A 12844-nucleotide genomic window follows, 5' to 3' on the forward strand; every position below is an offset into this window, starting at 1 on the left:
TTATGTTTGAAACTATCGAATTAACAAAACGTGGGCGAATCGGTCAACTAGTTTTGAATCGTCCAAACTCGATGAACGCCATGAACGGGAAAATGATGAAAGAGCTGGCGGATTGCTTTGAATCGCTACAGCAAGATAGTACTGTACAAGTGCTAATCATTAAAGGCGAAGGAAGAGCATTTTCAGCTGGTGGAGACATTAAAGAAATGATGGATCCGGAAAATCCAATGGATATTGATGTGGTGATGAAGGATGTTAGTCGTTTGGCAAAAGCGTTGTATACATTGCCTCAAATTACGATTGCTGTCATTCATGGGGCTTCAGCAGGCCTTGCTTTTAGCATGGCGTTAGCTTGCGATCATGTCATCGCAGAAGAAAATAGCAAATTAGCTATGAACTTTATCGGCATTGGTCTAGTACCAGATGGCGGAGGACATTTCTTTATGAAAGAACGGGTAGGGGTACCAAAAGCGAAACAAATCATTTGGGCTGGCCAAACCTTAAAAGCGCATGATGCACTTTCAAAGGGATTGATCGAGGAAGTGACAGCAGAAGGACGTGGACTTGAGCATGCTGAAATTTACGCTGCAGTCACAATTGCATCGCCACTTAAAGCCAGATTAGCAACGAAACACATTCTTCATCAAACAAAAGTTGATGAATTGGTGAAAATATTAGAAATGGAAGCCGCCGCACAGTCTGCTATGCGAAAGTCAGTGGACCATTTAGAAGGCATTCAAGCTTTTGTCGAAAAAAGAAAGCCTCACTTTACAGGTCAATAAAAAGCATGGCGGAAAAATTCCGCCATGCTTTTTTCATGCTTATGAATGGAAAAGAAGAAGTTTACCAGCAGGTGATGCTAAACGGTGAGTGAGTTGAATCATCTCTTTTTCTTCTAGCATCGCATGTCCTTTACCGCGTGCTTCTTCATCGGTTTCAGCAGTAAATGTTTCGTCTAATAGCTGTTTGCCTGTTTTTTCGAATACAGTCAGTTTGTATGTTCTCAATTCAAATCAATCCTTTCTGAATGGATATTCATTTCAAGTATAAAGGGTTTCTTTTAAAAAGTCCTGTAATTATTGAAACATTTAGGCAGCTGTTTCGTAGTAAGTAGAAAGAAAGGGGCGAATAGGAATGGCTTTGCATGTTGACCAAGTAACGAAAAAGTTTGGAGATTTTACAGCAGTGGACAATCTTTCGCTGTCGATTGAAGAAGGGGGAATGCACGGGTTTCTTGGAGCGAATGGAGCTGGGAAAACGACGACATTCCGAATGATTTTAGGTTTGTTAGATCCGACAGAAGGGTCAGTCCGTTGGAAAGGAAGACCCATTACATATGCAAGTAGTCCAGAAATTGGCTATTTACCAGAAGAACGAGGACTTTACCCGAAAATGAAAGTAGAAGAGCAATTGGTGTATTTGGCACAATTACGCAATATGTCTAAAGGAGATGCGAAACGTGAAGCAGCTGCTTGGTTAGAGCGTTTTGAAGTGCCGCATTATGGTCAGAAAAAAGTAGAAGAATTATCAAAAGGCAACCAACAAAAAATCCAATTGATTGCATCACTCCTACATAAACCATCGCTATTAATACTAGATGAACCGTTTTCAGGATTAGATCCAGTCAACGTCGAAATGTTAAAAAAAGCCATTCTAGATTTTCAAAAACAAGGAGCAACGATTGTTTTTTCAAGCCACCGTATGGATCATGTAGAAGAACTGTGTGATGACATAAGCATTTTAGATCGAGGAAAAGTAGTAGTTAGTGGATCGATAAAAGAAGTGAAACGCTCTTTTGGTAAACAAAGAGTTCGTTTGAATATGGACGTAGACCTTTGCAGTTTAAGTGAAATTGCAGGTGTCGATCATTTCACAAAAACGAAAGAAGGGGCTATTTTTCAAATTACTGAAGAAAAAATTGCGCAGATTTTGTTGGCTGAAGCGATGAAACTCGGCACACTTCGCCATTTTGCAGTAGAAGAACCTTCTTTAGAAGAAATTTTTATCGCAAAGGTGGGAAAACTGCATGCATAGTTTTTGGATTATTTTCAAACAAGCATTTATAACAAAAGCCAGAACAAAATCATTTCTTATAACGACGGGTGTCGTTGTTGCTGCCTTTTTCTTGTTAGCAAATATATCGAATATTATCGCCATTTTTAATGGAGACGAAAATGAAGAAAATACCTTGCATGTAGTTAGTGAAAATCCAGCACTTCTGGAAAATCTCCAAGCACAATTGGTATTGATGAATAGTGAAACTGAAGCTGTGCCGACGTACTTAACAGAAGCAGAATTGCAAAAAAGTATTACGGAAGGCACCATTGATGATTATTTAGTGTTAATGCTAGATGGGCAATTGAGTGCTCGTTATGTATCTGAATCTGCCAATGAAATGGGCGGAGGGGCTGAAATTGAAAATGCAGTCCAAGCAATACATACAGCTATTACAGCCGAATCACTCGGGCTAAATGACGGTCAGGTAGGGCAATTGTTCATGCCCGTTGAATTTGAAAGACAAGCGGTATCTGAATCTTCTAAATCACAAGAAGAGTTGAGTCAGGCAAGAGGTCTAGTTTATGTACTGATTATGTTGATTTATGTCGCAGTTATTTATTATCCAAATATGATTGCTATGGAAGTCGCAACGGAAAAATCATCGCGTGTCATGGAAATTTTAATCTCCAGTGTCTCACCTGTTAAGCATATGTTTGCAAAAATTGCCGGCATCGGTAGCCTTGGCATATTACAAATGATGATTTTTGGACTGGCCGGTTATTTTGCCATCCAAACAGCGGGTACGGATTTGACTAAAGGCGTATTTAGCGTCATGGGCTTTTCGGAAGTGAAAATCAGTACATTTTTGTTTGCCATACTCTTTTTCCTGCTCGGTTATTTCCTATATGCGGTACTTGCGGCATTGCTTGGATCGTTAGTTAGTCGAACAGAAGACGTACAGCAACTCATGCTGCCTATGATGATTTTAATTATTATCGGATCATTAATCGCTTTCTCTGGTATTTCAGTGCCAGAAGCTAGCTATGTAACGATTTCTTCCTACATTCCATTTTTTGCCCCGTTGGTTATGTTTTTGCGCGTCGGTATGCTCGATTTGTCATTATGGGAGCCGTTATTGTCAATTGGGATCATGCTGTTGACCATTGGCATTCTTGGTTGGTTTGGGGCACGTGTTTACCGTGGAGGCGTATTAATGTATGGCTCTTCACAATCACTAAAAGATATTCGAAAAGCCATCCATTTAGGCAATAAAAAATAAAGAACATTGGTTTGAGCTATTCGACTGTTTGCGGGAAACTTTCTGCAAACAGTTTTTTAAATGACTTTGTCATGGTAAAATAAGAACAAATATTCGGTAGCTAAAAGGGGATTATTCATGGAGTCGATTCGATTTATCCACACAGCAGATTTGCATTTAGGAAGCCCTTTTATCGGTATGAGGGATTTACAAAAAGAACAGTGGCAGTTGCTGAAAGATAGTACCTTATCGGCATTTGATCGGCTGATTAAATATGCATTAAAAACCAATCCGGATTTTGTGTGTATTGTGGGCGATATATATGATGGAGAAGACCGTAATATTCGTGCACAAGCTCGTTTTCAAAAAGGGATGCAACAACTGGCCGAGCGAGAAATTCCAGTAGTTATGTGCTATGGCAACCACGATCATTTGAGCGGTAATTGGACGCGTTTTGAACTTCCAAAGAACGTGCATGTGTTTGATGAAACGGTTTCTCAGTTCACGCTAAATACAGCAGCTGGTCCTGTCAGTTTTACAGGTTTTAGCTATGGCAAGCGTCACGTAAGTGAATCCATGGTTGAGCATTATCCAGTGGCACAAAGTTTAGACAGCTATCATATTGGGCTTCTCCACGGCAGTCTTGAAGGAGACGCTACACACGCTGTGTATGCGCCTTTTAAAAAAGAACAGCTACTTAGTAAGCAATATGATTATTGGGCGTTAGGACACATCCATAAGCGTCAAGAGCTCTATCTTGAGCCGGCGATGGTGTACCCTGGGAATATTCAAGGACGCCACCGGAAAGAATCAGGTGAAAAAGGCTTTTATGAAGTGACGTTATCAAAAGTAACGACACAATTAGAGTTTATTCCAACGTCTGTTGTTCAATTCGACCAAGTAGAGGTTTCTGGTAAAGGCATTGTTCATATGAACGAATTGGTTGAGGCATGCCAAAAAGAACTAAGTGTTTTTAGTGAAGCAGTAGGAACGGCCGTTATTGAATTGGTGTTAACAGAATTAGATCAAGACAGTTTCGAATTACTCGCTGAAATACCGGAAAGTGAATTGTTGGAGATGCTCAGGGAATCAGTGGAAGGATTAGATTCTTTTGTTTGGATTCAAGCGATACATTTGCAGCAAACAGATGAAGATGCTGAACTTTCTCCGTTAGGTGCAACATTAATCGATACAATGGCAAGCTGGGAAACGGACGATTGGAAAGTGGTGCTACAGGATTTGTATCGACATCCGAAAAGTAGTCGTTTTTTAGAGGCAGTAGAAGAGCAAACGATTGAAAAGCTCCAACTAACTGCAACTCAACAAATTCGGCGCACGATGCAGGCGGGAGAGTGATAACATGAAAATCGATAAATTAGTGATTTATGGCTTTGGCAAGCATGAAAACCGTACCATCGAATTAGGACAACAAATGGTTTTATTTTATGGTCCTAATGAAACTGGAAAAACAACAGTTCAACAATTTATCATTCAAATTCTTTTTGGGTTTCCCGCACGCAATCAAACACAATTGCGCTATGAGCCGAAAAATGGCGGTAAACATGGTGGCCAGCTTTACTTAACAGATCCGCATTACGGAAAACTGGTCATTGAGCGGATCAAAGGAAAATCGGCTGGAGATGTTACGATAACTTTTGAAGACGGCCAACGAGGTGGGGATGCCGAGTTGAAGCAAGTATTGCGAAATTACGACCGCGCTTCTTTTGAAGCAATTTTTTCGTTTTCGGTTCATGAATTACAAGGACTTGATCAACTAAGTGAAACCGAACTGAGTCGTACATTACTCGCTTCTGGTACGACAGGCATAGATGCCTTGACTCATTTAGAAAGTCAGCTGGAAAAACAAATGGCTGAGCTATTTAAAAAAAGTGGCCGTAAACCGCTAGTAAATGCACTAGCTGAAGAACTTCGGGAAATGGAAAAAGAGTTAAAAGACTACCGACAGCGAGCGGAACTTTATAGTCCCTCAATTGAACGATTACAGGCCATTAGACTGCGTCTACAGGCTATAGAGGATGAAGAAACGGCAAAAGACCAGGACCTTAAAAAAATCACGAAATGGCAACAAGCAGCGCCTTTATTTGCGAACGAATTGAAATTGACCAGTCAGTTAGAAAGAGTGGAAATCAATCAGTTTCCGGCTGAAGGCAGAAGACAAATGGACCGCTTAGTAGATCAGCTGACGCAAACCAAAGCAGATGTGGAATATATAAGCAATCAGCTCAATCGTTTAAACAATCCCGACCAAGTGGATTCTATGGAGTCGATTGAGAATTTGTTAAATCGTGAATCTGATTGGCATCAATTAAACGTTCAATTGGTTCAAAAACAAAACGAGGCACTCGACTTAACTGAAGAACGCGAAGAACTATTATCTCTTCTTGGACTTACTGAACAACAAGCGATGGCAGTAGATGTTTCTTTAAGCCAAGAAGAGCAGCTAGCCGAGCGATTAAAAGAGTTAGATTTAGAAGAAGAAAATCAGCGTTTTAATCAACGAAGCTTGCAAGAAGAAAAAAACAATTTGGCACGTGCAGAACAAAATCTAGCAAAATTTCTAGCACAAGAACCAAACGAAAAGGAACGACTAGCTGCAGAAGAGTGGCCGATAGTTTCAGCTCAGTTAGCAGAAGCTAAGGCTGCTTCTAAGTTTCAAAAAGGCAATACGGAACAAGACCGAGTCGTCAAATTTGCGTTAATGGGTGTCGGATTAGTTGTTGCTTCTTATGGCTTTATACAAGCTACTGTTTTACTTATTATAATTGGGCTAGCATCAATGGTTGTGGGTCTCTGGCTTTTCTTGAAAGCGAGAAAAGCCGATGAGTTGCCAGACAACTATTCGGAGGTGCTCAAAAAATACGGAGGTAAAGAACAGGAGTACGAAACGATTGCGAAAAAAGTGACAGAGTTTGACTTGCAGCTAGATGCATTGATGAACAATGTCGAGGCAAGCAAAAAGAATGTAGCTAGTTACGTATCTATCAACTCGAGTTCTCAAACTGAAACAGCTTATCAGCAATTGTTACGAGAAATCGGCTTAAGTCCAACTGTTCGTCGTACAATGGCAATGGAGCTTTTTGGAAAGTTACGCAAAGTTCATGCTTCTTCTACACGTCTACTGCGCATTAATGGCGAGATTGAGAAACTAAAAGCCCAGCAAAAAGAGTGGGTAGACAAAGCACAACAAGCATGTGGGAAAGAAATAGCAACCGAAGGATTGATTGCTTCATTGCGCTCAGAACTATCGATACGAAAAGAAAAGCAAGAACACTGGCATAAAGTCAAAAATGAACGATCTAATTTGCAAGAAAAATATGATCAGTTACTAGCACTCCAAAAACAACTTGAAAAAGAACAACAGACTTTACTGACATATGCTCAAGCGGAAGAAGTTTTTGATTTTTACCGATTAGCTGACGAGTGGGAAAAGAAACAGGAAGTGGAACGAGCACTCGAATTGACCCAAGAACAATTACAATCAATCGGAAACGTGGAGTTGCGACCAAATTGGGAGCCTGAAGATGCACAGCTGGCGATTGAACAAGTTCAAGTAGAATTGAATCAATTAAAAGCCGAGCGAAATGAGTTGTTGAAAGAACAAGCGGGCAAACAGCAACTAACACAAATGTTGGTGTCAGATACTTCGTACGAAGAAAAGCTGCAGCAATTTGAAGAAAAAAAAGCAAGTTTTGTTGATTTAGCGAAACAATGGTCAGTCAACAAAGCGATAGTCGAAGCGATCAACCAAACGATGAATGAACTTAAAGAGAAAAAGCTTCCTACTGTATTAGCTAACGCCCAGTTTTATTTTGGAAAACTGACAAATGGTGCTTACCAAGAATTAGCTATGAACGATGAAGGTTATTTTAAAGCGAAAAGGCATGGTGGTAGTTATTTTCCAATCGCGGAACTAAGTCAGGCGACAAAAGAACAAGCTTATTTGGCATTAAGATTGTCGTTAGCTGTATCGATGAAGAAAAGCCACCCGTTTCCAATTATTATGGATGATGCTTTTGTCCATTTTGATCGCAGTCGGTTGCAGCAAATGATAAACTTAGTAAAAGAGTTGCAAAAAGAGCATCAATTTATTTACTTTACATGCCACGAAGATATGCAACAGGCTTGGCCAACTGCACAAATCATTCATTTGGCCAATACCGAAAGGAGCGTTCATTCATGACCAAAGGAATTACACAGTATGCAGTGGGAGAAACAGTCGATGTATTCTTACTGATCAAACAATCAGTTAAAGGAGTCACGACTACTGGAAATCCGTTTATCTCGCTCGTGTTACAAGATAAGAGCGGAGATATTGAAGCGAAATTATGGGACACAAAAGATGAGCAGGAAAAAATATTCGCAGCTGAAGTAATTGTCCGCGTGGGTGGAGAAATCCATAACTACCGCGGGAAAAACCAATTGCGCATTAAGAGCATTCGCCCAGCGAAACCAGAAGAAAATCAATCAATCTCTGATTTGATGCCTTCTTCTGAAAAATCAGCAGATGAATTGCTCGAAGAAGTTATGAAGTATTTGTTTGAAATGGAAAACCCTCAAATCCAACGAATCACCCGTTTTATGCTAAAAAAATACCAACAGCAATTCTTAACGTACCCAGCAGCAACACGCAATCATCATGATTACGTATCAGGTCTAGCAGATCACGTCGTATCGATGCTGAAATTAGGAAAGTCTTTAACGGAGATCTATCCCGGACTCAACAAAGATTTGTTATTTGCAGGAATTATTCTGCATGATATTGGGAAAGTCATCGAGCTATCTGGACCCATCGCGACCACGTATACTGTTGAAGGTAATTTAATTGGGCATATCTCGATTATGGTAACGGAAGTTGCAAAGGCTGCAGAAGAGCTAGAAATTGAAGGAGAAGAAGTCATGCTCTTACAGCATATTATCCTTTCACATCATGGCAAAGAAGAGTGGGGAAGTCCGAAAAAGCCAATGCTCAAAGAAGCGGAAATGCTGCATTATATTGACAACATCGATGCGAAGATGATGATGTTGGATCGTGTTCTTGGGAAAACTAAAGAAGGCGAGTTCTCTGAACGCGTTTTCGCTTTGGACAATCGCTCTTTTTACAAACCGAAAATTTAATTATTCTTTAATGATATACTCCAACGAAAAGAGCACAGCCAAACTATCAGTTTGGCTGTGCTCTTTTTTTGATATATTATTCAGCTGGAGCTTCAGGTGTTTCTGGATTTAAAATATCATCCAAAGCACCTTCAAGATCTTCATCTTTGATTTTAACATTGGCTTCTTTCATAAGTTCAGCAACCTTTGGAAGCAAAGTAGTCTGATCTGCTTTTGAAAGGGCTATTTCTGTGCGTAGCTCTTCTTTTTGATCTTCTAGAGCAGGTTGGTCTTCAATTTGACGTTTTTCAAGAACTTGGATGATGTGGAAACCAAATTCTGAAGCTATAGGCTCACTAATTTCATCAACTTCAAGTCCATAAGCAGCTTCCTCAAATTCAGGAACCATTGCTCCTGGTCCGAACCAATCAAGATTACCACCGTTTGCGCCAGAACCAGTATCCGTTGAATTTTCTTCAGCTAACTTCGCGAAATCTGCGCCTTCATCTAATTGCTTTTTAAGCGAGTTAGCAGTTTCTTCATCAGCAACAAGAATGTGACGAGCATTTAACTCAGTACCTTGACGGTCGTAGTAATCTTGTATTTCTTCGTCCGTCACTTCTACGCCTTCAGTTAAAGCTTTTTCTTGCAATAAGTTCAAACGAATTACTTTTTTATAGCTTTCTTCTGTTTGGTTATTTTGAGCAAGAAATTGATCAAACTCTTCACCAAGCTCTTCTTTATTGCTATCGTATTCAGCATTTACTTCTTTGTCAGATACTTCGTATTTTTCAGCAAGAACTTTTTCAATTAGTAAAATTTGAATCGCTTGCTCACCAATTGACGTTTTCATTTCTTCGTAAAGCTCATTTTTTGTGATATCGCCAACATCGGAAGTGACGATAGCTTCTCCATCACCGCTGTCGCTACAAGCAGATAAAGCTAGTACAGATGCTGCTAACGTAAATGTTAAAAAGGACTTTTTCATTGAATTCGCTCCCAACTTTCTATGTATATGCAGTAGTTACTATACTATAAACGTATACCACTATGCAAAGTTCCTAAAAAAATACACTTGCCAGAAGGCAAGTGATTTAAGGTGTAAATTCTACGCCTACATACAACGATACCAGTAGTATTGTAATTAATATATTAATTGTCCGGAATATTTTTTGGTGATTTTCTTCCGGGATTTCTCTAGAAGTGACTAATGCCAATGTCATCCGGTTGATCTGAAAAAGATAAAACACGGAGAACATAACGATAAACGCGATAATCATGAATTTCCTCCCCTCTAACTTTACTACCTAGTATAACAAAAAAGGGAAGAAAAAGCAGATATCAGCTCATCACTGGTGGTACAAGAATTTCAAATCCGGTTTCTGTTTCTTCTATTAACGCATATTTAGGCGAACGTGCTAAGTTACGAAGGTAGATGATGTCTGTTAAACATAATGCACAATGATAGGCTAAAAGCATAGCAAAGTAATGACTGAAAGCCGGCAACATAACACTTAGCGTCACCAAAACCGTATTTAATACGAGGAAGGGAGTTGCTAGTGATAATAGAAACCGAATTTTTGGAACGGGTTCGTTAATATGAAGAGAAATAGAAGGACAAACCTTCATTTGTTTACGAATAATAAACTTCAATGATTTATGACATCCGATTAACGGTAAAAAATGCAAAAGCTTATGAAGTGGATAAATGCCAAGTAAGGCCAGTATAAAAAAGAGAAAATACTGATCGGATAAGGGAGTGGCATATATGATTGTAAGCCCAATATAGGCAGTCATAAATACAGCGATTCCGAAAAGTGCCGAAATCATGAAAAGCCGGTCAAATCCATATTGTTTTTTTAAGTTAATTGTTTTCCAGCAGTGCATGTTTGCATCCCCTATTACTAAATTCATTTTTGATTCGCTACATACAATACAATGATTTATAAGGAAATGCAACCATAAAATTTTTAAAAAAAAGTACTTATTATTGCTGGGTTTTTTGATGAGTAATTACATGATTTTCTTCAGTGAATTTATTCTCAATATTTTTGAAAGAAGCTTCGAAAATTTCCATGAAATCATCTCCATAAATATTGCGAATAACAGCCATAATATCCATGAATTCTGGGAACTTTCCATATAATTCACGTAAAGGGAGAGAGCCATCAATGACAGAATGTGGCGTTTCATGATAGTTCTCAATCATTTCTTGCATTAAAGTTTCGCCTTTTTCTGTTAACTCTACATAGGTATTCCTCTTGTCTGTATCACGTTTTGAAAAAGAAAGCAGTTCACGTTCTTCTAATTTTTTAGAGAAGTTAAAAGCTGTTGAAACGTGCATTACACCAAATTTTGCCACATCTGAAATTGAAGCTCCTTTTAAATGATAGGAGATCCAAAGAATGTGGTGCTCATTAATATTCAAGTCATAAGGTTTTATCCACATTTGCCAATCTTTTTCTACCGCTTTCCATAGTGCTTTTGATAATTGACCAATGCGTTGACTAAACAACATGGCTTCTTTCATCGAATATTCTTTCTCGCTCACACAGGCACCAACTTTCCTCCAAAATCTTTTCTTTATTATAGCAGTAAAGCAAACGTAATTAAAGTAAGAATAGTAAAATAATTTACAGCAAAAAGATATGATGGAAAAGAAAAAGAGAAAGCAGTCATTAAATTGCTGAAAACCCCTGATGCGGAGCTTTATTACGAAAATAAAGATAAAAAAAAAGCCACCCGAAGGTCGCTATTTTATGCACTTTCTGTATCATCATCAACTTTTTCTGTTTTTGGTTTATTATCGGGTTTAGCTTGCTTGTCTTTACTAATAGTGTTTTGTAATTCTTCGATGGCATTCTGAATTGCCATGATTTCGAGTTGAAGATGTTCTTTTGCAGGAGCAGTGCTCTCTGTCCATGTTTCTAGTGAAGCCTTCAAGCCTTCAACAGCTTCAGGCAATTGCGATTTAGCTTCTACCGTCAAATGGTTGACTGATTCCTTCAAGTTATTTACTTTGTCTTTTAGTTCAGTTAAATAATCTTTCCATTCAGATGATGCCGATTTCACACTAGAGCGAAAATCCTGTCCAGGTTGTGGAGCAGAAAATAATGCAGCTGCAGCTCCAGCTGCTAACCCAGTTGCAAGTCCTAAGAAAAATCTTGATGCTTTCATATGTGAAACGCCCCTTTCTTCCTATGTACTTCTTTTCCTCTATTATACCTAATTGAAACATATTAATGAATGCCTATTCAATAAAAAATGCTCTCCCTGTCAAAACAGAGGAGAGCATTTGTCTTATGCGGCTTGTGAAACAGCTGTTTCGAATTTTGAACGTTTGACCAATGTAATCACAATTGGATAAATTAAAGCGAAAGCAACTCCGTTTAACAATACCGCAGGTAAAACTACAGTAACTAGCAATAACGTAAAAGGAATGTTGGCGCCAATTACAAAGATTGCTGCAGAAAGGAAAATCGCTCCGGATAATAAAGTTCCAATTGCCACAAGGGCAATTGTGACAGGCAGTTTAGTGACAAATTTCTTCAAGATCATCACCAAAGCAAGGAATACGAATGCCGTGATGAATTTATCGATGATATTCGGGAAAAATCCGCCTGGAAATGTCGAAAACAGTCCGGATAACACGCCCGTTGTGACTGCTAACAAAAAGACATTTTTTACATTTGGAAACAACAGAATACCAACAAACATCATGGTTAACATAAAGTCGGGTTTCATTCCGCCATTGATGCCTGGAATTATTACATAAAGTGTGGCTCCAACGCTGACTAGCAACGCCATTAAAACTAGATTTTTCGTATTCATTTCTCATCTCTCCTCAGCTCTACGCTATTTTCTTTTTCCCGATCGTGTCCTCGTGACCGCCGGCGAAAAACTTATATTGATTCTATCTTTTCTATTTGAGAAAATCAAGTATCTGCGTTTAGCTTAGTTTTTACACTTTCCGCAAGTTCTTGAATGCGCTCAGAAGTAAATTCTTTCTCTTTTGTTATCCATTTTGCGCCAAAGCCGTCAGTTTGATCGTAGCGAGGGATAAAGTGTAAGTGGAAATGGAATACACTTTGTCCTGCTTTAGCACCGTTATTATTCAGCAAGTTCATGCCTTCGGGTTGGAAAGTTTCATTGATTGCTTTAGCAATTTTAGGTGCGACAGCAAATAAATTCCCTGCTTCTTCTGGTGTCATGTCATAAACAAATTCACGATGTGTTTTAGGGATGAGTAAGGTATGTCCTTTTGATAAAGGCATAATATCCATAAAGGCGAATACATGTTCATCTTCATAAATTTTTACGCTTGGAATTTCACCTGCAATGATTTTGCAGAAAATACAATTTGTCATTCGTATCATCCTTTCCATTTTTCTCATTTTACCATATTTGCCATATCAAAAAAGAATTCGCTAGCTAGTTTTGATACAATAGTTTAATAGAAAGAAAGAGGTGTAG

14 protein-coding genes are annotated in these 12844 nt (G+C 38.8%); 6 read left to right on the top strand and 8 right to left on the bottom strand.

The annotated features are described in order from the left end of the window. Positions 1-2 precede the first annotated feature (2 nt). Positions 3-782: an enoyl-CoA hydratase gene (locus BBI08_RS05075; protein ID WP_008496005.1), complete on the top strand. Its 780-nt coding sequence runs from the start codon at positions 3-5 to the stop codon at positions 780-782. A 39-nt stretch (positions 783-821) separates the two neighbouring features. Here BBI08_RS05075 and BBI08_RS05080 read toward each other — a convergent pair whose 3' ends face one another. Further along, positions 822-1007: a YhzD family protein gene (locus tag BBI08_RS05080; protein WP_008496006.1), complete on the bottom strand. Its 186-nt coding sequence runs from the start codon at positions 1005-1007 to the stop codon at positions 822-824. 127 nt (positions 1008-1134) lie between these two features. On the opposite strand from BBI08_RS05080, the gene BBI08_RS05085 reads away from it, so the two are divergent. The 5 genes from BBI08_RS05085 (at position 1135) to yhaM (ending at position 8392) form a co-directional block, all read left to right on the top strand. Continuing rightward, positions 1135-2034, top strand: a complete 900-nt coding sequence (locus tag BBI08_RS05085; protein WP_065527810.1) for an ABC transporter ATP-binding protein — start codon at positions 1135-1137, stop codon at positions 2032-2034. Beyond that, positions 2027-3277 carry an ABC transporter permease gene (locus BBI08_RS05090; protein WP_008496007.1) on the top strand — a complete coding sequence of 417 codons (1251 nt, stop codon included), beginning with the start codon at positions 2027-2029 and terminating at the stop codon, positions 3275-3277. Before BBI08_RS05085 ends, BBI08_RS05090 begins: the two co-directional genes overlap by 8 nt. Before the next feature lie 117 nt (positions 3278-3394). Beyond that, entirely contained in the window at positions 3395-4612 is a 1218-nt protein-coding gene (locus tag BBI08_RS05095; RefSeq protein ID WP_008496008.1) for a metallophosphoesterase family protein, read from the top strand. 4 nt (positions 4613-4616) lie between these two features. Beyond that, the gene (locus tag BBI08_RS05100) at positions 4617-7457 is read left to right on the top strand and encodes an ATP-binding protein (RefSeq protein WP_065527811.1); all 2841 of its coding nucleotides are present in this window, start codon (positions 4617-4619) and stop codon (positions 7455-7457) included. Next, a complete protein-coding gene (yhaM, locus tag BBI08_RS05105) occupies positions 7454-8392 on the top strand; it encodes a 3'-5' exoribonuclease YhaM (protein ID WP_065527812.1) in 939 nt (312 codons plus the stop codon). The genes BBI08_RS05100 and yhaM overlap by 4 nt, the downstream gene beginning before the upstream one ends. Positions 8393-8468: 76 nt before the next feature. Here yhaM and BBI08_RS05110 read toward each other — a convergent pair whose 3' ends face one another. The 7 genes from BBI08_RS05110 to BBI08_RS05140 all read right to left on the bottom strand — a co-directional run bounded on the left by BBI08_RS05110 (position 8469) and on the right by BBI08_RS05140 (position 12738). Next, positions 8469-9359: a peptidylprolyl isomerase gene (locus BBI08_RS05110; protein ID WP_008496012.1), complete on the bottom strand. Its 891-nt coding sequence runs from the start codon at positions 9357-9359 to the stop codon at positions 8469-8471. A 106-nt stretch (positions 9360-9465) separates the two neighbouring features. Further along, positions 9466-9651: a hypothetical protein gene (locus BBI08_RS05115; protein WP_006828367.1), complete on the bottom strand. Its 186-nt coding sequence runs from the start codon at positions 9649-9651 to the stop codon at positions 9466-9468. Between the two features lie 61 nt (positions 9652-9712). Then, entirely contained in the window at positions 9713-10258 is a 546-nt protein-coding gene (locus BBI08_RS05120; RefSeq protein ID WP_065527813.1) for a DUF3267 domain-containing protein, read from the bottom strand. A 100-nt stretch (positions 10259-10358) separates the two neighbouring features. Then, positions 10359-10922, bottom strand: a complete 564-nt coding sequence (locus BBI08_RS05125) for an HTH-type transcriptional regulator Hpr (RefSeq protein ID WP_008496015.1) — start codon at positions 10920-10922, stop codon at positions 10359-10361. Between the two features lie 206 nt (positions 10923-11128). Then, positions 11129-11548, bottom strand: a complete 420-nt coding sequence (locus tag BBI08_RS05130) for a YtxH domain-containing protein (RefSeq protein ID WP_008496016.1) — start codon at positions 11546-11548, stop codon at positions 11129-11131. 123 nt (positions 11549-11671) lie between these two features. Further along, positions 11672-12202: a tryptophan transporter gene (locus tag BBI08_RS05135; protein WP_008496017.1), complete on the bottom strand. Its 531-nt coding sequence runs from the start codon at positions 12200-12202 to the stop codon at positions 11672-11674. 104 nt (positions 12203-12306) lie between these two features. Then, positions 12307-12738 (bottom strand): HIT family protein, encoded by a 432-nt coding sequence (locus BBI08_RS05140; protein ID WP_008496018.1) that lies wholly within the window; start codon positions 12736-12738, stop codon positions 12307-12309. Between the last annotated feature and the right edge of the window lie 106 nt (positions 12739-12844).

It is taken from the genome of Planococcus halocryophilus, from assembly GCF_001687585.2.
GTDB lineage: Bacteria > Bacillota > Bacilli > Bacillales_A > Planococcaceae > Planococcus > Planococcus halocryophilus.